We start from the raw sequence: 21,524 nt of genomic DNA, 5'->3' as shown, positions 1-21,524 counted from the left end.
GCGATCTTGTTTTTGCTCGTGCGCAAAAAACCACGCCGTTGTATTGACCTGCCACAGACCCACGACTAACGGATCATGGATAATGGCGTTGTAGTGGCGCTTAATGCAGCCACAACAATGAGAACAGCGTGGGGTGACGAAGATGACGAGAGATGGATCTCTGGTTGGGGCTCTGCCTGCACCAGTGCTTTTGCCGAAAAACCGCTGGCTGACGCCGACCCTGCAAAGCATCGCGCTGATGCTGTTGCTGGCCGGGATGACCCTGGGTGGCTGGTCGCTGTATATCGGCATGCCGGTGGCGGTGCTGATTGTCTGGCTGCCGCGCCTGCGCTCCCGTGCGAACCGCGCTGTGCAATCTGCCGATAGCGGTAGTGCGATGTCCGAGCTGACGCGCGATCTTTCCTACACTACCAGTCATAACGCTCTGTCAGCTGCCGGTGTGGCGTTTTCCGTCAAGGAGCTGGCGGGAAAACTGCAATCGCAACTCGATGCCGCTGCGCAAATCGTCAATAACGCTGAAGTGATGATCGCCACCGAGCAGGCGACTTCGCAGCTCAGCCGTGAAGCTTTAAGTGCTGCCAGCGAAGCGCATCACAGCAGTGCGGCAGGGCGAACCGAGTTGGTTGGCTCCATTGCGCTGATGCATCAACTCAGCCAGCGTGCCAGTGCCAGTCGCGAAATGATCGAAGCCTTGAGCCAGCGCAGTGACGACATCCAGCGCGTGACTTTGGTGATTCAGTCGATCGCCAGCCAGACCAATCTGCTGGCCTTGAATGCCGCGATTGAAGCGGCGCGGGCCGGTGAGCATGGTCGCGGGTTTGCGGTGGTGGCGGATGAAGTCCGTGGGCTGGCAGCGCGCACGGCGACGGCTACTGGCGAAGTGGGCGAGATGGTTGCCGACATTCAAAAGCGCACCGCGCAAGTGGTCGAGCAGATCCGCCAACTGTCCGATGATCTGCACACCGGTGTCGAGCAGGTCGAACACACCGGCCAGCATCTGGAGAATATCGCGCTACTGGCGGCAGGGGTGGAAGGTCAGGTCAGCGAAATCGCCCGTGGTGCCGAGACCAATCGCGAACAACTCGACAGTCTGTTCATCGCCATCGAGCAGATGCGCAGCGATCTGGCGATCAGCGATCAACAGACCCGACGTCTGGCCGAGGCGGCGGTGCAGATGGAAGGGCAGGCCGAAACCATCAGCGAGCGCCTGGCTGAAGTCGGTCTGGATGACTATCACCAGCGCATTTATGACTTGGCGCTTGAGGGCGCGAGCCAGATCACAGCGCGGTTTGAAGCTGATGTGGATCAGGGGCGAGTCAGCCTCGAGGACTTGTTTGATCGTCAATATCAGCTGATTGCCAACACGCAACCGCCGAAGTTTCAGACTCGCTTCGACCGCTACACCGATCAGGTGTTGCCGGCGATTCAGGAACCATTGCTGCCGCGTCATGAGGGGCTGGTATTCGCCATCGCCTGCACGCAGCAGGGGTATGTGCCGACACACAATCAGCTGTTCAATCAGCCGCTGACCGGCGATGCGCAGGTCGATAGCGTGAACAATCGCACCAAGCGCAAGTTCGCTGACCGCACTGGCATTCGTTGCGGCAGTCATCAGCAACCGGTGCTGCTGCAGACCTACACCCGCGATACCGGCGAACTGATGCACGACCTGTCGGTGCCGATCATGGTCAAGGGCCGGCACTGGGGCGGTTTGCGTCTGGGCTACAAACCGCAAAAGCCGCGTTGAGGCATTGTTGCTTGAACTGCAATTAATCCGTGCACGGCGGTCGCTGTCGGCGACAGCCTGCACTGATCGCGGTTATTTGCCGTCGTGCAGACGCACGTTCAGCTCATCGACTACGATCGCCTCCTCACCGTCAGCCCGTAACCACTCTTTGAGAAGTTGAGCCTGTTGCGGGGTCCAGAAGTCGGCATCGATCAATTTGGTCTCGGCATCCAGCGGGTGCGATTCGATGAAATCATCAATGGCGGTGCCCTCAGAAGGCAGTCCCAGTTGATCGAACAGGGTCTTCAGATCATAAGTAGGCAGTTGCATCATGTGCTCCTTTGGCAGACGCCGGGGTGGCGCGGTCAATCTCTCTTTCATCTGAGGCGGTCACTGGCCAGGAGTTCGATCCGCGATTCAAGCGCGCGGGCGAGAGCGCAAGCCTTGTTGTGATCTTCGCGGAAACCTCTGACACGTCCGGTGGAAATTTCCTTGATATGAAAGAAACCAATTCCGGCCGGAATCACCTGAAACAAGGGCGGTTGACCGCATTGATCCTCCGCGCGCAGCCCTTGCAAACCTTCGATATGCATCGTGAAAGGGGCGCTGGCTTGGGCGTTTGCGGGCAAAAACAGATGGCTCAGAGTGCACATATGAAGTCCTTTTCATGGATTGGCCCGCATTTACAGGCTGTTACGGGTAGTCGCGAACAGCGTCGCTGCTCTAGAATCGCCAACAGCGGTTGACGGCATGGCGTTATCTAAAGCAATTTTTTGCCTGCGATATGTCGGAAACGTGCTTTTCTTACTGAGTTTTTTCCCTAAAGTTTGTAGTCAGTTTCTCTGGCCTGCATGGAAGCGCGGTTCTTCAACATTTGGAGAACGTCTTTGTGGGTTTCGCGAGTGACATTCCAGTAGTCTTGGGAACCTCGCGATGAATCGGCACTCTGCTCGGTTCAGGTTTTTATTTGATTGATTCGGTAACACCGTCGGCCTGGCCGTTATTTCTGCCGTGCGCGCTTTTCGCGCAGGCACTCTTTTCAAGTGTGGGGACGTTTCTTTGGCAGTCAGTAACCTCGATATGCATGCTTTGTTCGTGCTGGGTGATTTGCGCGCAAAGCTGGTCAAGCTGTTCCAGTCGCGTTTTGTTTACATCACCGAGCAAAACGCCGAAGGCATTTACGTTGCCGAGATCGACACTGAGTCGGCGTTGGTGGTCGATGACAAGCCGGGTCTCAAGCTCAAGGTCGGTGATCACTTCAGCGCGGCAGTCCTGCCCAGCCGTGAAGGCGGCAAGCTGGATCTGCGCTTTCGCGAGATCAAACTGACGGTTTATGGTCTGGGCGATTACGCCTTTGTCACGACTGCCGATGGTCAAGCGATCCTGTTCAAGGAAGGCCACAGCGTGGTCACCGTGTTCGCTGCAAACGAGCAGTTGCAGGAAGGTCTGACCAAGACTTTGAAAGCCGTGACCGCCAAGGCGGCCAAGTGGCGCAAGGGTGAACTCGTCGCGTTCAAGGCCAGCGAGTGAGCCGCGCCGATTTCCATTTGCAGAATCTCGACAGCGCCCGGGTCGAAGCTCAGCGACTGTTTGCTGCCAAGGCCGACATGCAGGGCGCCTGGCTTGGCTGGGTCGCATCGCAGATCTACAGCTTGCAGCCGGCGGAGTACGCCAGCATGGTCAGACGCGAGCTGCAAAGCTTGAAGGAAAAGTCTGAAACGTAACCTCGTCCGCAGCATGCCCCGGAAAAACCAGGAACCTCGTCTACAGTCAGTTGACTGAGTATTCAGAGGCTTGCGGTCTTCTGTCAGGCCATCCTGCTATTGCTGTGAACAGCACGAGGTGCAAAAGCATGAACGGATTTCGACGGTTGCTGGCTGCCTGTCTGGCCACGCTGGGCGTGTTGACGGTGGTGCCAGCGGCGAATGCTGCGCCGGCGCCCATTCACTTCGCCGACCTGAACTGGGAAAGCGGCAGTCTGATCACCGATGTACTGCGCATCATTGTCGAGAAAGGCTACGGCCTGCCGACCGATACGCTGCCGGGCACCACCATCACCCTGGAAACCGCGCTGGCCAACAATGACATTCAAGTGATTGGCGAGGAGTGGGCGGGGCGCAGCCCGGTATGGGTCAAGGCTGAAGCCGAGGGCAAAGTCATCAGCCTTGGTGATACGGTCAAGGGCGCGACCGAAGGCTGGTGGGTGCCGGAATATGTGATCAAGGGCGATCCGGCCAAGGGCATCAAGCCGCTGGCGCCGGATCTGCGCAGCGTCAGTGATCTGAAGAAGTACAAGGACGTGTTCAAGGATCCGGAAAATCCGAACAAGGGGCGTTTCCTCAACAGCCCGATTGGCTGGACCTCGGAAGTGGTGAACAAGCAGAAGCTGACTGCGTACGGGTTGCAAGACGACTTCACCAATTTCCGCAGTGGTTCCGGCGCGGCGCTGGATGCCGAGATCAGTTCATCGATCCGCCGTGGTAAACCGGTGCTGTTCTACTATTGGTCGCCGACGCCGTTGCTCGGTAAATTCAAACTGATCCAACTCGAAGAACCGCCGTTCGATGCCGAGGCGTGGAAGACGCTCACCGATGCGGATAACCCGAATCCGAAACCAACGCGTTCGCTGGCGTCGAAGTTGTCGATTGGCGTGTCTGCGCCGTTTCAGAAGCAGCATCCGGAGATTGCAGAGTTCTTCAGCAAGGTCGATTTTCCGATTGAGCCGTTGAACAAGGCTCTGGCCGAGATGAGCGAAAAGCACACGGCGCCTCGCGAGGCAGCGGTGGCGTTCATGAAGGCGCATCCGGATGTGTGGCAGGCGTGGGTGCCGAAGGATGTGGCGGACAAGGTTTCGGCTGATCTGAAATAGCAGGTGAGGCCGCTGGCCTCATCGCCAGCAGGCTGGCTCCCACAATGGAATGTATTTCCCTGTGGGAGCCAGCCTGTTGGCGATGCTTTTTAGAAGCTGGTTTGTACCGCTAGCTCGAAGGTGCGCGGTGTCCCGAGGTAATACGCCGGCGATACGTGCGCAAACTCGGCATACACCTCATTCGTCAGGTTGCGCACCCGGCCAGTCACGGTGGTGTGCGAATCCACCTTGTAGCTCAGGAAGCTGCCAAACAACGTGTAAGACGGCACGGTCATGGTGTTGGCATTGTCAGCAAACACCGAAGCCACGTACCGCGCATCAACCCCTCCTTGCCACTTCGGCGAAAAGTCGTAGGTCAGCCACAGATTGCCAACCCGATCCGGCACGTTGGTCGGTGTATTGCCCTTGCGCGAAACCACCACGCCAGCCGCGTTCTTCTCGTTGAATTCGTCGTACTGTGCATTGACCCAGGCGAAATTGCCCTCTGCCAGCAATTTGTCGGTGAGGCGCAGCGAACTGGCGATCTCGATCCCCTTCGAAGTCTGTTGGCCGACTGGAATGCTGCTGGTCGGATCCAGTGGATCAGTCACGGCGAAGTCCTTGCGCTCGATGGCGTAAGCAGCAACCGTCGCCGAACCACGTCCATTCAGGTAGTCGAACTTGCTGCCGATTTCCCATTGTTTGCCGGTCGAAACATCGAAGTCCTGCGTGCCGTTCGGCTGTTCGGCGGCGGTGCTGTATTGCACATACACATTGGCTGAAGGAATGAATTGATAAGTCAGACCGACGCGCCCGGTTACCGGCTCCCAGCTGCGTTTCATATGGCGCGGGTTGGCAGCGGTCACCGTGCGGTGGTTAGTCACGTCGAGGTCGATGTCGTCGTAGCGCAGGCCGGTGAGCAACGCCAGCTTGTCGGTCAATGCCAGGCGGTTTTCGGCGAACAACGCTTTGGTCGTGACCTCGTTGGTCTTGTCGCTGACGAAGCCTGGTTTGGTGCCGGGAATGTCATAGAAATGCCCCGGTCGATAGTTGTTCGGGTCAACACTGTTCGCACCTTTGATGTTGAGTGGCGAGTTGGTGGTCTGGTTGACCTTGTACTCGAAGCCGCCGGACCAAGTGGTATCGAGGCCGAACAGCGTGTTGTCATGGCGCAGTTCGAACTGGTTGCCGTTCTGTTCACCCTGATGCCGAACCTGGTAGGCGGTGGAGCGATTTACCGCGCTGTTGTCGGCGTTGTATTGGTAGGTTTCGAGGTTGCGGTAATCGCGCTGGCTGTCGAGGTGATACAGCGTGTTGCGCAGGGTGGTGCTGTCGTTGATGCGGTAGTCGATGATCGAGCGCAGCCAGATAGTGCGTTGCTCGTAGCGCCCGTCCTCGACGTTGTAATTGTTGAAGCGGTTGTGCTTGTCGATCTTCAGTTCGCCAGCCTTGGGATTCAGTACCGGGGTGCCCCAGTACGGGCTGTCCTCGTGCTCATCCTGGTATTCCACGGCGAGGGTGTGCGACAGGCTCGGCGTCAGGTCGCTGAGCAGTGAGAACGCGACACTCCATGCGTCACGCTCCTGGCGGTCGATGTAGCCGTTGCTGGTGTTGTGGCTGACGTCGAGGCGCGCGTAGTGCTGTACGTCGGCGCCGGGTTCGGTGAGAGCATGATTCAGGCCGAACGCGGTTTCCGTGGTGTCATAGGTGCCGTAGCTGATTCGGCCTTCGATGGCCTGCTCCTCCCGGGTCGCGAGTTTGGTCACGTAGTTGAGCGAACCACCCACCGAGCCTGCGCCGTTGATCAGCGAGGACGGGCCGCCGACCAGTTCCACCCGGTCATAAATCCACGAATCCACGGGCCGTGCCAGTCCGCCGGAGACGTTGATGCCGTTGAACATCTGCGTGATCTGACTGCTGGTGAAGCCGCGATAGGAAACGAACCCGCCAAACCCCGGCGGGGCGCTGGCGTTGACCCCGGGCAGGGTGTTAGCGGCGTCCTGAAAGTTCTGCGCGCCATGGCGTTCGATGTCGTTGCGGTTGGCGATAGCGACTGAGGCGGGGGTCTCACGAACGCTAAGACCGAGGCGTGAGGCCATGCCGCTGGATTGCTCGAGGCTCAAACCCGGTTCAGCAGCGGATTCGCCATCAATGGTGATTGGCGCCAGATCCACGGCGGATTGCGCCCAGGCGTTGACGGACAGGCAGCCGCACAGGCTCGCCAGCAAGGTAAGTTGTTTCATCGTTTGAATCCTGAATGCTTGTCTAGGAGTCAGCGCACAGGCGAACGCCGCGCGTTGGCGCAGTGGGCTGACAAATCAAAAAGGCAAAGACACTCAGGCAAGCGGCGGGGCGCGCGGGTTGGCCGAAGGCCAGATGAAGCGGGCAGGCAGATCGGGGCTGACAATCAGCGGCAGCGGCGGGCTGTGTTGTTCCGGCAGGATCGCCAAGGTCAGGCTGGAGTTGAATGCCGGGCCCATGCCGCCGGTGGAACACAGCGGACAACCAAAGGCCTTGGCCAGCGTCGGCAATTGTTCTTCAGAAGGATTGCTGGCGAGCGGCGCCTGAGTGCTCGGGTCGACAGCGCAGAACTGGCCGCCGATACCGTTGAGCTGCATGCCGACCATTTGCCCGTGACCGATGCTGCAGGCGAACACGTTGAACAGGACGCAGCAATAAAGCATCCAGGCCAGTAGTGAACGATCGGAACGGGAGAATTTCATGGGGCGGCACTTTACCCCACTGCCGGCCGGTCGTGCACATCAAAAAAAGCCGACTAGGATAGTTTGTTCAAATCCCTTTCAAGGATTCTCGACCATGACCTTTGTGTTGGCTCAATGGCTGGTGACGACTTTCGCGGTAATCAGTCTGGTGCATGTGTACTGGGCGCTGGGTGGGCAGTGGGCAGCAGTGGCGGCGGTGCCGCACATTCCGGTGGAGGGCGGTGGGCCGAAGTTGCGGCCGGCGTTCAAGCCGCGTGGCTGGATGACGTTTCTGGTGGCGGCAGCGTTATTGGTGATTGCGCTGCTGGTGTGTTTGCGTGTCGGGTGGTGGTTGCCCCCGGTGCATCACTCGGCGTTGCAATGGGTGATCAGCGCGATAGCGCTGTTGATGTTTGCTCGGGCGATTGGTGATTCGAATCTGGTAGGGTTTTTCAAAGAAGTGAAAGGCTCGCGGTTTGCCCGGCTCGACACTTGGGTTTACTCGCCATTGTGTCTGGTGTTGGGAGCCGGGTTGTTGGCGGTGGCTTGGGTTTGACCGGTTAGCTACCGGTTTCAGTGCGCCGGCTACTGACTTCCGCCGGCACGTCGTCGCCGGCCATGCGCTTGCGGAACAACGCCGCCCGCGCCAGCAGCAGCGTGGTCACGGGTACGGTGATCGACAGCAGAATCGGAATCAGCCACGCGTGAAAAACCGGGCCGGACTTCAGCGCGGAAAAACAGATGATCGACGCCAGCGCCACGCACCAGGCGCCAATCGTTGAAGCCAGCGCCGGCGGATGCATGCGCTGAAAGTAATCCTTCATGCGCAACAAACCGACCGCACCGAGCAACGCAAAAATACCGCTGAGTACCAGCAGGATCGCCACTGGAATTTCCACCCACAGAGACAGTTCCGCGTTCATTCGATCACCTCGCCACGCAGGAGGAATTTCGCCAGGGCAAACGAGCCGACGAAGCCGAACAGCGCGATCAGCAGCGCCGCTTCGAAGTAGGTGTCACTGGAATAACGAATCCCCAGCGTCAGCATCATCAGCATGGCGACGATGTACAGATAATCCAGCGCCAGTACCCGATCCTGCGCGGATGGGCCTTTGAACAGGCGGATCAGCGTCAGTACCATGGCCAGAGAAAACAGGAACAGCGTCAGCAGGATCGCGTTCGACAGCAGCGGGCTCATTCGAAAATCTCCATCAACGGTCGCTCGTAAGTGACCTTGAAGTGCTGGATGAATTGCGCCTCGTCATCCAGATCGAAAACGTGCAACAGCAAGATGCTGCGGTCCAGTGCCAGCTCCGACCATACGGTGCCGGGAATCACCGTGGTGATCATCGACAGCGCCGCCAGACCGTTGGCATCACGCAAATCCAGCGGCACCTTGATGAAGCGCGAGCGCGGCGGGCGGCGACCAGCATTGAGTACGCCCCAGGCCACGGCAAGGTTGGAAGCGATCACGTCGCGCCCGACCAGCAGGAACAGACGCAGGATCACGCCCGGGCGACGGATGCGCACCCGTTGCGGGCGCAACTTGCGCATCATCAACGGCGCGCAGAAGCCCAGCACGGCACCCAGAAGGATGTTGCCGGGGCTGATCGACACGTTGAGTACCAGCCACAGCAGCCACAGAGCCAGCGACAGCCATGGTGCAGGAAACAGACGCTTCATGGCTGCACCTCGAGCATCGCGGCTTTGGCTTCCGGACTTGGTACCACGCGGGTGCCGAGCACCGCCATCACGTACTGCTGCGGATTATTCAGCGCATCGGCGGCTGCCTGGGTGTAGCGCAACAGCGGCTCGGCCTTGAAGGTCAGAAGGATGCTCAGACCAAGTAGCAGAAAGATCGGCGCGCATTCGAGTTTGCGCAGCAGCGGCGATGGGCGCTCTTCAGGCGTCCAGAAACGCTGGATGCCCAGGCGGGAGAACGCCATCAGCGAACCCAGCCCCGTGAGAATCAACAGCGCCAGCAACGCCCACGCTGCATTCGAGATCGGCTCGTCTGCACCGAGACCCAAAGGATTGAGCAGGGCGCCGATCAAGCTGAGCTTGCCGATAAACCCGGACAGCGGCGGCATGCCGATGATCAGCAGCGCGCAGGCAATGAAGCTCAGGCCGAGGAACGCCATGGTCCACGGGATCACCTGGCCAACCACGGCTTTCTGCTCGTCGTCGAGGTTGATGCCTTTGGGCGGTTGCAACGACTCCTGTTGACGCGGCAGGTAACCGCCTTCATCTTCCAGCGGGATTTCGTTGGCCGAACGCGAACGCTCGATCAACTCGGCCAGCAGGAACAATGCACTCAGTGCCAGAGTCGAGCTGACCAGATAGAACAGCGCCGCGCCGATCAGCTTCGGTTGGGCGAAACCCACTGCCGACAGCAGAATCCCCGCCGACACCAGAATGCTCAGGCTGGCCATGCGCTCCAGCCGCTGCGCGGCAATGATCGCCACGCCCGCGCAAACCATGGTCGCCATACCGCCGTAGATCAGCCAGTCGCCACCAAAGTAAGCCGATGCGCCGGCCTGGCCGGAGAACAGCAGCGTCCACAAGCGCAGCAAGGTATAGACGCCGACTTTGGTCATGATCGCGAACATCGCCGCCACCGGTGCACTCGCCGAAGAATAGGCTGGCACCAGCCAGAAATTCAGCGGCCACATGCCGGCCTTGGCCAGGAACGCTACTGCCAGAATCCCTGCGCCGGCGTGCAACAAGCCACGATCAGCTTCCGGTACCAGCGGAATCTTCAGCGCCAGATCGGCCATGTTCAATGTGCCGGTCACGCCGTAAATCAGCGCCGCGCCGATCAGGAACAGCGACGACGCCAGCAGGTTGATCGAGATGTAATGCAGCCCCGACGACACCCGCGAGCGCCCCGAGCCGTGCAGTAACAAGCCGTAAGACGCGGCGAGCAACACTTCAAAGAACACGAACAGGTTGAACAGATCCGCCGTCAGGAACGCGCCGTACAAACCCATCATCTGAATCTGGAACAGCGCGTGGAAACTCGACCCCGCGCCATCCCAGCGTGCCATGGCGAACAGCAGCGCGCTGACGCCGATGATCCCGGTCAGCACCAGCATCAGCGCCGACAGTCGATCGACCACCAGCACAATGCCGAACGGCACCTGCCAGTTGCCCGGCAGGTACACGCCGATGGAGCCGGGAACGCCTGTGGTCTGGGTCCATTGCAGCAGCAGCACCGAAATGAACAGGCCGAGCAGACTGGAGAACAGATTGATCTTGGCCTTCAGCGGTCGGTGCTTTTCACCAAGCATCAGCATGATCGCGGCGGTCAGCAGCGGCAGCAGAATCGGCGCGGCGATCAGGTGGGTCATCGCCATCATTCTTTAGGCTCCCGGCCGTCTACATGGTCGGTGCCGGTCAAGCCACGCGAGGCCAGCAGCACCACGAGGAACAGCGCGGTCATGGCGAAGCTGATCACGATCGCGGTGAGTACCAGGGCCTGCGGCAGCGGATCGGTGTAATTGAGCAAATCCTGCGGCACGCCGTCCTTGATGATCGGCTCTTTGCCGATAAACAGGCTGCCCATGCTGAAGATGAACAGGTTGACGCCGTAAGACAGCAGGCACAGGCCCATCACCACCTGGAACGTCCGTGGCCGCAGGATCAGCCACACGCCAGACGCGGCGAGTACGCCGATGGCGATTGCGATGACTTCTTCCATCAGACGGCTCCTTTGGTGGCGACGGATTTGGGCAGGGATGCAGTCTTGTGACCACGCACCGATTGGTGGGCGAGGGCGGTGAGGATCAATAATGTCGAACCGACAACCACGCCATACACGCCGATGTCGAAGAACAGCGCACTGGCGACGTGGATGTCACCCAGAATCGGCAAGCTGAAATGCCAGGTGTGCGTGGTCAGGAATGGATACCCGGCGACCATCGCGCCGAGGCCGGTGGCCGTGGCGAACAGCAGACCGGTGCCCATCCAGCGCAGCGGACGCAGGCTCATTTGCGCCTCGACCCACTGCGTACCGGCAACCATATATTGCAGGATGAACGCCACCGACATCACCAGACCGGCAACGAAACCGCCGCCCGGCTGATTGTGCCCGCGCATGAACAGGTAGAACGACACCACCAGTGCAATCGGCAGCAGCAGGCGCACCAGCACTCCCGGCACCATCATGAAACCGAGCGCGGTGTCGCTGGCCGAACGCGGGTTGACCAGGTCGGTGACCACGTCCGGTGCGAGCAGGCGTTGCTGGGCTGGCAGTTGCAGGCTTTCTTTCGGTGGGCGGAAACGCCGGAGCAGGGCGAATACGGTCAGCGCCACCGCCACCAGTACGGTGATTTCGCCGAGGGTGTCGAAACCACGGAAATCCACCAGCATCACGTTGACCACGTTGCTGCCGCCACCTTCCGGCAGAGCGCGGCTGAGGTAGAACGAGGAAATATCGTTCGGCGTCTGCCGGGTGAGCATCGCGTACGACAGCAGCGCCATGCCGCCACCGACCGCAATCGACAGCAGCAAGTCACGCAGACGTCGGACCTTGGCCCTGCGCACGCTGCTCGGCAATGGCGAGACTTCCTCGATACGTCGCGGCAGCCAGCGCAGGCCGAGCAGGATCAGCACGGTGGTCACCACTTCGACCACCAGTTGCGTCAAGGCCAGATCCGGCGCGGAGAACCAGACGAAAGTCACGCAAGTCATCAGCCCGCAAACACTGACCATGGTCAGGGCGGCGAGACGGTGGTACTTGGCTTGCCACGCGGCACCGAGGGCGCAGGCAATCGCCAGCAGCCACAAGGTCACGAACACAATGGAACCGGGGATCTTCGGCCGGTCGCCCCAGCTCAGGCTACTGTGCAGCATCGGGATCAGCCCGGCGAGCACCGCCGCCAGCACCATCAGGAACAACTGCGATTGCAGGCGTTTGGTGCCGATCCGCCGTTCCAGACGACGGGCCAGACGCATCATCACTACCAGACTGCGCTCGAACATGCGCTTGCCGTTGAGGCGCCCCGCCAGCGGCGGGTACTTGAAGCGCCCGAGTTTGAGCTGTTTGCGCAGCAACAGGTACAGGACGATACCGCCGGACATGGCGATCAGGCTCATGATCATCGGCGCATTCAAGCCGTGCCAGATCGCCAGACTGTATTCAGGCAGCACGCCGCCAACCACTGGCAGCGCGGCCGCGGCGAGCAGCGGGCCGACGATCTGCGCCGGGAAAATCCCCACCAGCAGACAGGTGAACACCAGCAGTTCCACCGGCGCACGCATCCAGCGTGGTGGTTCGTGCGGTGTGTGCGGCAGGTCGGTGGCAGTCGGGCCGAAGAACACATCGACAGTGAAGCGCAGCGAGTAGGCAACGCTGAACATGCCGGCGATGGTCGCAACGATAGGCAGGGTCATTTCCACCCACGCCGTGGCGTTGATGAACACGGTCTCGGCGAAGAACATCTCTTTCGACAGGAAACCGTTGAGCAGCGGCACTCCGGCCATCGAGGCGCTGGCGACCATCGCCAGCGTCGCGGTGAACGGAATCAGTTTGAACAGACCGTTAAGCTTGCGGATGTCGCGGGTGCCACTTTCGTGGTCGATGATCCCGGCAGCCATGAACAGCGAAGCTTTGAAGGTCGCGTGGTTGAGGATGTGGAACACCGCAGCCACAGCGGCCAGCGGGCTGTTCAGACCCAGCAGCAAAGTAATCAGGCCGAGATGGCTGATGGTCGAGTAGGCCAGCAAGCCTTTAAGGTCGTTCTGGAACATCGCGCAATACGCGCCGAGCAACAGCGTACAGGCCCCCGCGCCACTGACGATGTAGAACCATTCTTCACTGCCGGACAGTGACGGCCACAAACGCGCAAGCAGGAACACCCCGGCCTTGACCATGGTCGCCGAGTGCAGATAAGCCGAAACCGGAGTTGGCGCCGCCATGGCGTGGGGCAGCCAGAAGTGGAAGGGGAACTGCGCACTTTTGCTCAATGCGCCAATAAGAATCAGAGGTAGGAGAACAGGGTAGAGGGCATGTGCGCGAATCAGATCGCCGGCGGCCAGGACCTTGTCGAGGTCATAGCTGCCAACCACATGGCCGAGAATCATGACCCCCGCCAGCAGGCATAATCCTCCCGCACCGGTGACCATCAGCGCCATGTACGCGCCACGGCGGGCATCGTGGCGATGGTGCCAGTAACCGATCAACAGGAACGAGAAGAGGCTGGTCAGCTCCCAGAAAAATACGATCTGGATCAGGTTGCCGGAGATCACCAGCCCGAGCATCGCGCCCATGAACGCCAGAAAAAACGCGAAAAAACGCGGCACCGGGTCATCCGGCGACATGTAATAACGCGCATACAAAGAGACGAGGGTGCCGATGCCGAGCACCAGCATCGAGAACAGCCAGGCGAAGCCGTCCATGCGCAAAACGAAGTTCAGGCCCAGGCTGGGCAACCAGACGAACTCTTCGCGGATTACACCGCCATTGGCGATTTGCGGGTACATCATTGCAACCGAAACGGTGCCGATCAGGGCGACCAATCCGGCCAACAGGGATTCAGCGTTACGCGCGTTGTGCGGCAGCACCGCTGCCAGACAGCTGCCCACAAAAGGCAGAAGCAGTAGAACTATCAGGGACATAGGCTTCTAATCTGCGGAAGTTTGTGAAGCATCATACGTGCCAGCTCCCGGATCGCCAAACGCGAGGATGTCTCAGAATCCTACAAAGTAGTCTCGAAATGGTTGGTTCACATTGTTTCAACGGCGCGTTTATTGCTCGGTTTCACGACTCAGATCTTCTTCGCTGTCCGCGACAACCTTACCCTTGGTCTTCAGCTCACTGACAATCACCGCCGCCACAATCAGCCCCGCACCTACCAGCGCAATTGCCGGCAGCCGTTCCCCGGCAAGCCGTCCGACGATTCCGGCCCACACCGGTTCGCCGGCATAGATCAACGTGGCTCGGGTCGGCGAGACACTTTTCTGCGCCCAGTTCATCGCCACTTGAATCGCCGCACTCGCTGCGCCCAGCCCCAGCGCGCTGCACAACAGCAGCCAGGAGAAATCCGGAAGCACTTCACCAGTCGGCACCACCATCAGAAACGCCAGCACTGCGGTTACGCCCAGTTGCACCACGGTCACCCGGCGCACGTCGACTTGCCCGGCATAGTTGCTGATCAGGATGATTTCGGCGGCAATCGCGATGGCGCTGATCAGCGTGGCGATTTCACCGGGGCTGAAATTCAGCGCAGCACCGGACGGCCCCGACAACAACATCAACCCGGTAAACGCCAGCATGATGCCGATGCTCGGCATCAACCCCGGACGCCGCCCCAGCATCAGCCATTGCAGCAGTGGCACGAACGGCACGTACAGCGCGGTGATGAACGCCGACTGACTGCTCGGGATGGTTTGCAAGCCAACCGTCTGCAAGCCATAACCGAGCATGATCGCCACCCCGATAAAGGCGCCGGCCTTGAATTCGAACAGCGTCAGTTCGCGCAGGTGTTTCCACGAAAACAGCGCGACGATGCTCGCTGCTGCAGCAAAGCGCAGCCCGACAAAAAACATCGGGCCGCTGACGGTCATCGCGTGCTGCACCAGCAAAAAGGTGCCGCCCCAGACCATGGTGATCAATACCAGCACGCACTCGGCTTTGCTGAAACGAGAGAAATGAGAGGAGCTGGCTGTCGTCATGAACTTGCGCACTTTTGCAGAGGCGACGCACAATGCGCCAAATGTTGCGCAGTATACTGCCCAACCCCAGCCAGTGAGCAATATAGTGCACAAAGATTCTGTTCAACGCGCCTCGGTCTTGCAGCACGTCAGCCAGAACGTGCGGCGCCTGCGGCATGCCGCCGACATGAGCCAGACCACCCTGGCGGAGAAATCCGGGGTCAGTCGGCGGATGCTGGTGGCAATTGAGGCCGGCGAGAAAAACGTCAGCCTGACCACTCTCGACCGGGTCGCCGAAGCACTCGACGTAGCCTTCAGCGATCTGATCCAGGCCCCGGACAATCGCGATCCCGGGCGCATCAATGAAGTGGCTTGGGCCGGCAGTATTCCCGGCAGCAAAGCCGTTCTGCTGTCCAAAGCCGTCGCCACTCGCGCGGTCGAACAGTGGGAATGGTGCCTGCAACCGGGCGAAATCTATCCCTCACAACCGGACGCCGAAGGCTGGAGCGAGCAGATTTTTGTCTTCGAGGGTTGCTTGACCCTGATGCTCGGCGATCAACCGCAGCACATCGCCGCGGGCGAGTTCTACATGTTCGCCAGCAATCAGCCGCATTCCTATCGCAACGACGGCGAGGTCGCGGCGCGGTTTGTGCGTAATGTCGTGGTCTGATTGATTGAGCCAACACTGAACAGCGAGAAAGGCATGAGCCAAACCGCAGACGCAGTATTTCGCCACGCCGACATCCTGATCATCGGCGGTGGCCTCAGCGGCACCCTGCTTGCGGCGCAGCTGCTGCGGCTACCCGGTCGGCGGCAAATCCTGATCATCGAACCGCGCGCCGAGCTGGGACGCGGTGAAGCCTACAGCGCCGTGGAGTTGGGCCACACACTGAATGGCAACGCGGCCCGTATGAGCGTCGATCCGGACAACGCCGATGACCTGACCCACTGGCTGACCGCGCACATTGCCGCTGGCGGCTGGCCAGAGTCGGATCAGCAACACGTGCCGATCAGCGAACTGTTCCCGCCGCGTGGACTGTTTGGTGTCTATGTGCAGCAGCGTCTGGCTGAGGCGCGGCAGGTTGGCGCTGCCAACGGTTCAACAGTCGAGCATGTGCGCGCCGAAGTGGTGGATTTGCAAACGACCGCCGACGCAGTTCAGATCACCTTGAGCGATGGTCAGCAATTACAAGGTGCCCAAGCAGTACTCGCCACCGGAATGTTCCCCGCCGCGCGCACGCCGCAAACACAATCCAGCGGCCTCAACGCCGCCGCGCTCGATCCTTGGGATGTCGACGCCATGCGCCAGCTCGACCCGCAATCGACGGTGCTGATCATCGGTTCCGGACTGACCATGGTCGATGCGGTGGTCTCGCTGGAGCAGGCCGGGCATCGCGGGCCGATTGAAGTGTTTTCACGCCACGGCCTGTTGCCACATGTACGTCGGCAACCACCGGCATGGGCGGATTTCCTCGCTGAAGATCACGGCATCCGTTCCCCACGCCAGTTGTTGCGCGAGCTGCGTCGGCATTGCCGGGACGCGCTTGCCCAAGGCATCGACTGGCAAGCGCCGCTGGACACCGTGCGTGCGCATATCGGTCGGTTGTGGAGCCAGGCGACTGACGTGCAGCGTCGACAATTCGTACGGCACGTGCGGCCGTGGTGGGAAAGCCATCACCATCGTTCGCCACCGCTGAGTGCCGAGCTGGTCGAGCGTCTGCATGTTGAGGACCGATTGCGAATTCAAGCTGCTTCCTACAAATGCCTGGAGCCGGCATCGGCGGACGGCGTGAGTATCCACATCCGTCGTCGCGGCGAGACTGAAACTTGCGTGGTTCAAGGCGCCGCGCTGATCAACTCCAGTGGTATCGAATACGACTGGCGCCGCGTCGCACGACCATTACCGCAGCAATTGCTGGCTCGCGGACTGGTGCAACCGGGGCCATTGGCGCTGGGAATTGCGGCGGCGGTTGATGGCGCGGTTGTCGATGCCAACGGAAAAGCCGCCAGCCGATTGTTCGCCATTGGCCCGCCATTACGCGGCATGTGGTGGGAAAGCACCGCTGTGACGGATGTGGCCGCACAGGCCAAAGCACTGGCCGCACGCCTGATTCGCTGAAGCGCAAATACAACAAACCCCGCATCGGCGGGGTTGGTTTTTTCTGGCAGTTCAAGCTATTGACTCAGTAGCGCTGATATTTGGAACCGAACTCAGGGCGGTTTTCCGCGACGTACAGTTTGGTTTGCTCAGCGTTCTGTTGCAGGTTGACGCTGCCTTTGCGTTCGGTGTCGATGCCGACGGTGTCGACATTCAAGGTACCGGACTGGCCAATAGTTGCAGCTGCAATCACGGGGGCGCTGGCGTGTGGGGCGGCGATGGCCGAGGTGGCGCCGATCAGCGAAACGATGAAGCCCAGGGCAATGATGTCTTTCATGATGTTGCTCCAAAGGGTGGGGAGAAGATGGAGCCCACTCTATGGCTGGAGCGTCGAGATGAAAAAACACCCTTGCGCATAGTCGTTATCGAAGGCGTTGATGTGCGGTCAACGCCTTGGCCGATCCTGGTCGGAAAAGTTACGCCACCACTTGATAGCACGGCACATACGCCGCGCCGCCCGGCAGTTTCATCCGGTGCTGCGCGACGAAGGCTTTGAGCAGCGCATCCAGCGGCTGCATGATCGCCGCTTCGCCACGGATCTGGTACGGCCCGTGTTGCTCGATCAGGCGGATGCCCATGTCCTTGACGTTGCCAGCCACGATCCCGGAGAACGCGCGGCGCAGGTTGGCTGCCAGTTCATGCGGTGGCTGGTCGCGGTGCAGTTTGAGGTTGGCCATGTTTTCGTGGGTCGGATCGAACGGGCGCTGGAAGCCTTCGTCGATCTTCAACAGCCAGTTGAAGTGGAACGCGTCGTTGCGCTCGCGGCGGAACTGTTTCACTTCTTTCAGGCCTTGCGTCATCTGCCGCGCCACCTGGGCCGGGTCGTCGATGATGATTTCGTAGTGCTTCTTGGCCGATTCGCCCAATGTCGCGACGACGAAGGCGTCGAGCTGCTCCAGATAAGGCGCGGCATGTTTCGGCCCGGTCAGGATCACCGGGAACGGCAGACCGGCGTTGTCCGGGTGCATCAGGATGCCCAGCAGGTACAAGAACTCTTCGGCAGTACCGGCGCCGCCCGGGAAGATGATGATGCCGTGACCGACGCGCACGAAGGCTTCCAGGCGTTTTTCGATGTCCGGCAGGATCACCAGTTCATTGACGATCGGGTTCGGCGCTTCGGCGGCGATGATGCCCGGCTCGGTCAAACCAAGATAGCGCCCGCCGTGAATGCGCTGTTTGGCGTGGGCGATGGTCGCGCCTTTCATCGGGCCTTTCATCACGCCCGGGCCGCAGCCGGTGCAGATGTCGAGGCTGCGCAGGCCCAGTTCGTGGCCGACTTTCTTGGTGTACTTGTATTCTTCAGTGTTGATCGAGTGGCCACCCCAGCACACGACGATTTTCGGCTCGACGCTTGGGCGCAAGGTGCGCGCGTTGCGCAGCAGCTGGAAAACGTAGTCGCTGATGCCCTGGGAATTGCTCAGGTCGATGCGTTGGCTGCCAAGTTCGTTCTCGGTGTAGACGATGTCGCGCAGGGCGCTGAACAGCATCTCGCGGGTGCTGGCAATCATTTCGCCGTCGACGAATGCGTCGGCCGGGGCGTTCAGCAGTTCCAGGCGTACGCCGCGGTCCTGCTGGTGAATGCGGATTTCGAAGTCCTTGTAGGCTTCCAGAATGGTTTTCGCGTTGTCGACATGCGCGCCAGTGTTGAGGATGGCCAGGGCGCACTGGCGGAAGAGGGTGTAGCTGCTGCCGGATCCGGTTTCGCTCAGTTGCTGAACTTCACGTTGAGACAGGGTTTCGAGGCTGCCCTTCGGGCTGACCGAGGCATTGATTACGTGTCGTTGGGTCATGCAATGATCCTTAAAACGATGTCATTGCCGGCGTGGCCAATGGCATCCGAATAGTGTGTATCCATGAATGAAGATGGCACGATCTGCGCAGTACCGCCATGTCCCCGTTGGACATTGAAAAGATGAAAAGGAGCTCCAGCATAGCTAAATCCGCCTCAGAGGCGATAATGCGCCGGCCTCTTTTTATTTCAAGCCATGGAAGCCTGTCACGATGTTCGAGATTCAGCCGATCGATGCCATCACTTATCGCCAGCAAACCCGGCGCAGCACGCTGATCATTGCGGTGCTGTTCATGGTGCTGGCGATGTCGTTTTCCACGGCGGCGGTTGCGCTGTTCGGCGAGCCGGGCGGGGATAACCTGCGCTTCAATGTCGGCGGGGTGTTTGCGGCGTTTCTGCTAACCGCGGGTCTGTTGCGCGGACGCTTCTGGAACCAGACCTGGATGGCCCCGGCGGTGTACGGCTGGCGCCTCAAGCGCAATCTGATGAGCGTGACCAACGTCATGCATCAAGTGACGGCAGCGGTTGAGAAGGCTGATCCGACGGCGATGAAAGTATTGCGCTTCTATCACCTGGGTCTGACGCAGATGCATGAACTGGACGCCAACTCCAGTGATCACGCGCAATTGCACCGCGAAGTCGAGCAGCACAAACTGCGAATGCAAGAGATGGGGCTTGATCCAGCACAGACCCGACTCGATCCGGCCTGGCTGGAAGCGTTGAAGGCGAAGTCGGTCTAGAATGGAATCCGCGCGGCGCGGCGCAGTTTCCAGCGGCGGATCAGGCGCCCGTAGACCAGAAGGTTGATCACCAGTACCACGCTGCCCAATGCCATTTGAATCTGCGGGGTCAGCCCGGCGGGATAGATGATCGGCCACACGTAGTGCTCGATGAACCCGCCGGCGTATTCGGTTTGCCCGGCGGCGTGGCGCATCAGGTTTTCCCAGTAGGTCAGCGGGCAGGTCAGGTGCAACACCTCGACCGCTACACCCCAGGCAGCCGCTGGCAAATGCAGCCAGATCAGCTTCGGCCACTTCAGCACCAGCAGCCCGCCGAAGAGCACAAACAGAATGAACAGCAAGTGGAACAGCACCAGCCCGTCGGCGGCAATTCGATAAAGCATGTCGTCTCCCTGACGCGAGTTTGAATGGTTGCAATGTTACTCGGCCAGGCGGCGCATGGCTGGGGATTTTTTCTGTGGCTGACCCCGAGTCAGCAAACCACTTGGCACAAAAAAGCCCTGCTTGTGCAGGGCTTCATTGTTGTATCAGAGACCGTCCAACTGCGTGAAATCGGGGTGCTCAGCCCGATAACCCAAGGTCTTGTCGATCCACGCATTCAGCTCGTTGACCATTACCGGCGGATGGCACGGATAGCTTTCGAGGGTAGTGCGCAGGATGCGGTCGATATCGGGCACGGCACTCAGGTTTCGGGTCTTGATGTAGTGGCGGATAAAACAGTCGAGTTGAAAGCGTTCTGTCGTCGACAGATGGACACACTCCAGGCCGCTGACCTGTTTGATTGCAAAATCGTCGCGCAACTTAGTTCTCTGCAAGGCTTGTACAAGTTGTAGGGAAATTTCCTTGTTTGTTGACTCTTTGGTCAACTGGTATGCCAAATGGAAATGCGGCGCGCATGCTATCCGTAGTGTTTGTAAATGTATGTATGACGATCGAAATGTCAGACGGGCGGTGCATTCAGTCAAACGGCTGTTTTGTTGATCCTGTTTCTTTACTGGAACAGCAGCTGTAACGCGCCTGAATCACCTGTCTGGAGAACGTCTGACGGCGGGGTTTATTTAGGCCACTGGCTCAATCAGATGTGGTCCTTGATTGCGCGTATTGCCAACCGCTTTGCTGACTTTGTACCACTCGAACGTCTCGCTCGGCTCGCCTTCGAACAGCAGCATTTGTTCGGCTCGTGGTGCGGGTGTCGCCGGATCGAGCCACTCGCGCGCGAGTTCTGCGGACAACACAATCGGCCGCCGATCATGAATGTCGAGCATGCCGCCAGCGCTGTCAGCGGTGATGATCACGCAGCCGTCGTCTTCTCTTGGGGGCTCTCCCGGAGCAGGAAACTGGCCAATACCGGCACAGAAAACCGGCTGCTGATCCGCCCGACGAATCAGCCACGGTTGCCGGCCATCGTCGGAATCGACCCATTCGAACCAATTGTCGACTGGCACAATCAGTCGCCGTTGCCAGATCGCCCGGAAGAACACGCCATGCGCGACTTTCTCGACCCGCGCGTTGATCGGCGCGGCGCGATCCCTGGCCCAGTGCGGACGCCAGCCCCAGCGCAAATTGTCGGCGTGCAATTGCTGTGCGTGTTGATGCAGCACTGCCAATTGCGTGGTGGGCGCAGCGTTATAGCGCGCCAGCGGCGCATCGCCGACATGGTTGGTCAGCGCATCGGGAATGCTCAACACCGCCACAAAATCGTGAATGCCCCGGTACTGCGTGAGTCGTCCGCACATGGCCGAGCCTCTGGCAAAACTGCCTGAAGGTTTGAGCTTAGTTGGCGCTTTCAGTCCTTGCCGACGACGGTGTTGAGTGCCAATGAACGAGCGCCGCATTCAATCCCTGTGTAATCTTGTCCAACCTCAGCGCGCATCAACGGGCCGAGAGAGGCAGCAACGGCGAGGGAGT

The 21,524-nt window shown here is 59.9% G+C and carries 23 protein-coding genes and 1 pseudogene; 8 read left to right on the top strand and 16 right to left on the bottom strand.

The features are described from left to right. Window positions 1–142 precede the first annotated feature (142 nt). Window positions 143–1,747 carry a methyl-accepting chemotaxis protein gene (locus ACP7EE_RS19975; RefSeq protein ID WP_426236128.1) on the top strand — a complete coding sequence of 535 codons (1,605 nt, stop codon included), beginning with the start codon at window positions 143–145 and terminating at the stop codon, window positions 1,745–1,747. Window positions 1,748–1,819: 72 nt separating this feature from the next. Here the strand turns inward: ACP7EE_RS19975 and ACP7EE_RS19970 are convergent, their stop codons facing one another. Both ACP7EE_RS19970 and ACP7EE_RS19965 read right to left on the bottom strand, forming a co-directional pair. After that, the gene (locus ACP7EE_RS19970) at window positions 1,820–2,056 is read right to left on the bottom strand and encodes a DUF2789 family protein (protein WP_420649645.1); all 237 of its coding nucleotides are present in this window, start codon (window positions 2,054–2,056) and stop codon (window positions 1,820–1,822) included. Window positions 2,057–2,103: 47 nt separating this feature from the next. Beyond that, window positions 2,104–2,319, bottom strand: coding sequence for a hypothetical protein (locus tag ACP7EE_RS19965; RefSeq protein WP_426236166.1), 216 nt, complete (start codon window positions 2,317–2,319; stop codon window positions 2,104–2,106). 487 nt (window positions 2,320–2,806) lie between these two features. On the opposite strand from ACP7EE_RS19965, the gene ACP7EE_RS19960 reads away from it, so the two are divergent. The 3 genes from ACP7EE_RS19960 to ACP7EE_RS19950 all read left to right on the top strand — a co-directional run bounded on the left by ACP7EE_RS19960 (window position 2,807) and on the right by ACP7EE_RS19950 (window position 4,595). Beyond that, entirely contained in the window at window positions 2,807–3,256 is a 450-nt protein-coding gene (locus ACP7EE_RS19960) for a hypothetical protein (RefSeq protein WP_426236126.1), read from the top strand. Further along, window positions 3,253–3,450, top strand: coding sequence for a hypothetical protein (locus ACP7EE_RS19955; RefSeq protein WP_420649647.1), 198 nt, complete (start codon window positions 3,253–3,255; stop codon window positions 3,448–3,450). The genes ACP7EE_RS19960 and ACP7EE_RS19955 overlap by 4 nt, the downstream gene beginning before the upstream one ends. 128 nt (window positions 3,451–3,578) lie before the next feature. Then, window positions 3,579–4,595: an ABC transporter substrate-binding protein gene (locus ACP7EE_RS19950; RefSeq protein ID WP_426236124.1), complete on the top strand. Its 1,017-nt coding sequence runs from the start codon at window positions 3,579–3,581 to the stop codon at window positions 4,593–4,595. A gap of 89 nt (window positions 4,596–4,684) precedes the next feature. Here ACP7EE_RS19950 and ACP7EE_RS19945 read toward each other — a convergent pair whose 3' ends face one another. Next, window positions 4,685–6,817 carry a TonB-dependent receptor gene (locus ACP7EE_RS19945; RefSeq protein ID WP_426236122.1) on the bottom strand — a complete coding sequence of 711 codons (2,133 nt, stop codon included), beginning with the start codon at window positions 6,815–6,817 and terminating at the stop codon, window positions 4,685–4,687. 93 nt (window positions 6,818–6,910) lie between these two features. After that, complete coding sequence (locus ACP7EE_RS19940; RefSeq protein ID WP_420649650.1) at window positions 6,911–7,297, bottom strand: DUF2946 domain-containing protein; 387 nt, start codon at window positions 7,295–7,297, stop codon at window positions 6,911–6,913. 94 nt (window positions 7,298–7,391) lie between these two features. Here ACP7EE_RS19940 and ACP7EE_RS19935 point away from each other — a divergent pair, with 94 nt between their 5' ends. Continuing rightward, a complete protein-coding gene (locus tag ACP7EE_RS19935) occupies window positions 7,392–7,832 on the top strand; it encodes a DUF3995 domain-containing protein (protein ID WP_420649651.1) in 441 nt (146 codons plus the stop codon). A 4-nt stretch (window positions 7,833–7,836) separates the two neighbouring features. Here the strand turns inward: ACP7EE_RS19935 and ACP7EE_RS19930 are convergent, their stop codons facing one another. The 7 genes and pseudogenes from ACP7EE_RS19930 to ACP7EE_RS19900 form a co-directional block, all read right to left on the bottom strand. Continuing rightward, on the bottom strand, window positions 7,837–8,199 hold the full coding sequence (locus ACP7EE_RS19930) for a Na+/H+ antiporter subunit G (protein WP_420649652.1): 363 nt from the start codon (window positions 8,197–8,199) through the stop codon (window positions 7,837–7,839). Continuing rightward, the gene (locus tag ACP7EE_RS19925) at window positions 8,196–8,474 is read right to left on the bottom strand and encodes a K+/H+ antiporter subunit F (protein ID WP_003225959.1); all 279 of its coding nucleotides are present in this window, start codon (window positions 8,472–8,474) and stop codon (window positions 8,196–8,198) included. The genes ACP7EE_RS19930 and ACP7EE_RS19925 overlap by 4 nt, the downstream gene beginning before the upstream one ends. Next, window positions 8,471–8,959 (bottom strand): Na+/H+ antiporter subunit E, encoded by a 489-nt coding sequence (locus tag ACP7EE_RS19920; RefSeq protein WP_426236119.1) that lies wholly within the window; start codon window positions 8,957–8,959, stop codon window positions 8,471–8,473. Before ACP7EE_RS19920 ends, ACP7EE_RS19925 begins: the two co-directional genes overlap by 4 nt. Continuing rightward, a complete protein-coding gene (locus ACP7EE_RS19915) occupies window positions 8,956–10,635 on the bottom strand; it encodes a monovalent cation/H+ antiporter subunit D (protein WP_426236117.1) in 1,680 nt (559 codons plus the stop codon). The genes ACP7EE_RS19920 and ACP7EE_RS19915 overlap by 4 nt, the downstream gene beginning before the upstream one ends. Next, complete coding sequence (locus ACP7EE_RS19910; RefSeq protein ID WP_003192163.1) at window positions 10,632–10,976, bottom strand: Na+/H+ antiporter subunit C; 345 nt, start codon at window positions 10,974–10,976, stop codon at window positions 10,632–10,634. Before ACP7EE_RS19910 ends, ACP7EE_RS19915 begins: the two co-directional genes overlap by 4 nt. After that, window positions 10,976–13,894: a monovalent cation/H+ antiporter subunit A gene (locus tag ACP7EE_RS19905; RefSeq protein WP_420649655.1), complete on the bottom strand. Its 2,919-nt coding sequence runs from the start codon at window positions 13,892–13,894 to the stop codon at window positions 10,976–10,978. The genes ACP7EE_RS19910 and ACP7EE_RS19905 overlap by 1 nt, the downstream gene beginning before the upstream one ends. Window positions 13,895–14,023: 129 nt before the next feature. Beyond that, window positions 14,024–15,041, bottom strand: a pseudogene (locus ACP7EE_RS19900) (DMT family transporter). On the opposite strand from ACP7EE_RS19900, the gene ACP7EE_RS19895 reads away from it, so the two are divergent. Next, on the top strand, window positions 15,036–15,599 hold the full coding sequence (locus tag ACP7EE_RS19895) for a helix-turn-helix domain-containing protein (protein WP_426236115.1): 564 nt from the start codon (window positions 15,036–15,038) through the stop codon (window positions 15,597–15,599). The pseudogene ACP7EE_RS19900 and the gene ACP7EE_RS19895 sit on opposite strands and share 6 nt — an antisense overlap. 33 nt (window positions 15,600–15,632) lie before the next feature. Then, a complete protein-coding gene (locus ACP7EE_RS19890) occupies window positions 15,633–17,048 on the top strand; it encodes an FAD/NAD(P)-binding protein (RefSeq protein WP_426236113.1) in 1,416 nt (471 codons plus the stop codon). Window positions 17,049–17,112: 64 nt separating this feature from the next. Here the strand turns inward: ACP7EE_RS19890 and ACP7EE_RS19885 are convergent, their stop codons facing one another. Then, window positions 17,113–17,364, bottom strand: a complete 252-nt coding sequence (locus ACP7EE_RS19885) for a hypothetical protein (protein ID WP_426204286.1) — start codon at window positions 17,362–17,364, stop codon at window positions 17,113–17,115. A 139-nt stretch (window positions 17,365–17,503) separates the two neighbouring features. After that, window positions 17,504–18,877, bottom strand: a complete 1,374-nt coding sequence (ppnN, locus tag ACP7EE_RS19880) for a nucleotide 5'-monophosphate nucleosidase PpnN (RefSeq protein ID WP_420649659.1) — start codon at window positions 18,875–18,877, stop codon at window positions 17,504–17,506. Window positions 18,878–19,088: 211 nt separating this feature from the next. Between ppnN and ACP7EE_RS19875 the strand changes: the two genes are divergently transcribed. After that, window positions 19,089–19,616, top strand: a complete 528-nt coding sequence (locus ACP7EE_RS19875; RefSeq protein WP_426236110.1) for a DUF3087 domain-containing protein — start codon at window positions 19,089–19,091, stop codon at window positions 19,614–19,616. Here the strand turns inward: ACP7EE_RS19875 and ACP7EE_RS19870 are convergent. The 3 genes from ACP7EE_RS19870 to ACP7EE_RS19860 all read right to left on the bottom strand — a co-directional run bounded on the left by ACP7EE_RS19870 (window position 19,613) and on the right by ACP7EE_RS19860 (window position 21,352). Continuing rightward, window positions 19,613–19,999 carry a DUF2784 domain-containing protein gene (locus ACP7EE_RS19870; protein ID WP_426236108.1) on the bottom strand — a complete coding sequence of 129 codons (387 nt, stop codon included), beginning with the start codon at window positions 19,997–19,999 and terminating at the stop codon, window positions 19,613–19,615. The genes ACP7EE_RS19875 and ACP7EE_RS19870 overlap by 4 nt on opposite strands. A 144-nt stretch (window positions 20,000–20,143) precedes the next feature. Beyond that, window positions 20,144–20,416 carry a hypothetical protein gene (locus ACP7EE_RS19865; RefSeq protein ID WP_420649662.1) on the bottom strand — a complete coding sequence of 91 codons (273 nt, stop codon included), beginning with the start codon at window positions 20,414–20,416 and terminating at the stop codon, window positions 20,144–20,146. A 258-nt stretch (window positions 20,417–20,674) separates the two neighbouring features. Continuing rightward, on the bottom strand, window positions 20,675–21,352 hold the full coding sequence (locus ACP7EE_RS19860) for an SOS response-associated peptidase (RefSeq protein WP_426236106.1): 678 nt from the start codon (window positions 21,350–21,352) through the stop codon (window positions 20,675–20,677). Between the last annotated feature and the right edge of the window lie 172 nt (window positions 21,353–21,524).

The sequence above is a fragment of the Pseudomonas sp. TWP3-2 genome, from assembly GCF_049897765.1.
GTDB lineage: Bacteria > Pseudomonadota > Gammaproteobacteria > Pseudomonadales > Pseudomonadaceae > Aquipseudomonas.
This window is presented reverse-complemented; position numbering and strand designations above follow the sequence as displayed.

Excerpts from the sequence above, each read along its gene's own strand:
- ACP7EE_RS19975 (WP_426236128.1), top strand. The coding sequence starts at position 143 with ATGACGAGAGATGGATCTCTGGTTGGGGCTCTGCCTGCACCAGTGCTT.
- ACP7EE_RS19970 (WP_420649645.1), bottom strand. The coding sequence starts at position 2,056 with ATGCAACTGCCTACTTATGATCTGAAGACCCTGTTCGATCAACTGGGA.
- ACP7EE_RS19965 (WP_426236166.1), bottom strand. The coding sequence starts at position 2,319 with ATGCATATCGAAGGTTTGCAAGGGCTGCGCGCGGAGGATCAATGCGGT.
- ACP7EE_RS19960 (WP_426236126.1), top strand. The coding sequence starts at position 2,807 with ATGCATGCTTTGTTCGTGCTGGGTGATTTGCGCGCAAAGCTGGTCAAG.
- ACP7EE_RS19950 (WP_426236124.1), top strand. The coding sequence starts at position 3,579 with ATGAACGGATTTCGACGGTTGCTGGCTGCCTGTCTGGCCACGCTGGGC.
- ACP7EE_RS19945 (WP_426236122.1), bottom strand. The coding sequence starts at position 6,817 with ATGAAACAACTTACCTTGCTGGCGAGCCTGTGCGGCTGCCTGTCCGTC.
- ACP7EE_RS19940 (WP_420649650.1), bottom strand. The coding sequence starts at position 7,297 with ATGAAATTCTCCCGTTCCGATCGTTCACTACTGGCCTGGATGCTTTAT.
- ACP7EE_RS19935 (WP_420649651.1), top strand. The coding sequence starts at position 7,392 with ATGACCTTTGTGTTGGCTCAATGGCTGGTGACGACTTTCGCGGTAATC.
- ACP7EE_RS19930 (WP_420649652.1), bottom strand. The coding sequence starts at position 8,199 with ATGAACGCGGAACTGTCTCTGTGGGTGGAAATTCCAGTGGCGATCCTG.
- ACP7EE_RS19925 (WP_003225959.1), bottom strand. The coding sequence starts at position 8,474 with ATGAGCCCGCTGCTGTCGAACGCGATCCTGCTGACGCTGTTCCTGTTT.
- ACP7EE_RS19920 (WP_426236119.1), bottom strand. The coding sequence starts at position 8,959 with ATGAAGCGTCTGTTTCCTGCACCATGGCTGTCGCTGGCTCTGTGGCTG.
- ACP7EE_RS19915 (WP_426236117.1), bottom strand. The coding sequence starts at position 10,635 with ATGATGGCGATGACCCACCTGATCGCCGCGCCGATTCTGCTGCCGCTG.
- ACP7EE_RS19910 (WP_003192163.1), bottom strand. The coding sequence starts at position 10,976 with ATGGAAGAAGTCATCGCAATCGCCATCGGCGTACTCGCCGCGTCTGGC.
- ACP7EE_RS19905 (WP_420649655.1), bottom strand. The coding sequence starts at position 13,894 with ATGTCCCTGATAGTTCTACTGCTTCTGCCTTTTGTGGGCAGCTGTCTG.
- ACP7EE_RS19890 (WP_426236113.1), top strand. The coding sequence starts at position 15,633 with ATGAGCCAAACCGCAGACGCAGTATTTCGCCACGCCGACATCCTGATC.
- ACP7EE_RS19885 (WP_426204286.1), bottom strand. The coding sequence starts at position 17,364 with ATGAAAGACATCATTGCCCTGGGCTTCATCGTTTCGCTGATCGGCGCC.
- ppnN (WP_420649659.1), bottom strand. The coding sequence starts at position 18,877 with ATGACCCAACGACACGTAATCAATGCCTCGGTCAGCCCGAAGGGCAGC.
- ACP7EE_RS19875 (WP_426236110.1), top strand. The coding sequence starts at position 19,089 with ATGTTCGAGATTCAGCCGATCGATGCCATCACTTATCGCCAGCAAACC.
- ACP7EE_RS19870 (WP_426236108.1), bottom strand. The coding sequence starts at position 19,999 with ATGCTTTATCGAATTGCCGCCGACGGGCTGGTGCTGTTCCACTTGCTG.
- ACP7EE_RS19860 (WP_426236106.1), bottom strand. The coding sequence starts at position 21,352 with ATGTGCGGACGACTCACGCAGTACCGGGGCATTCACGATTTTGTGGCG.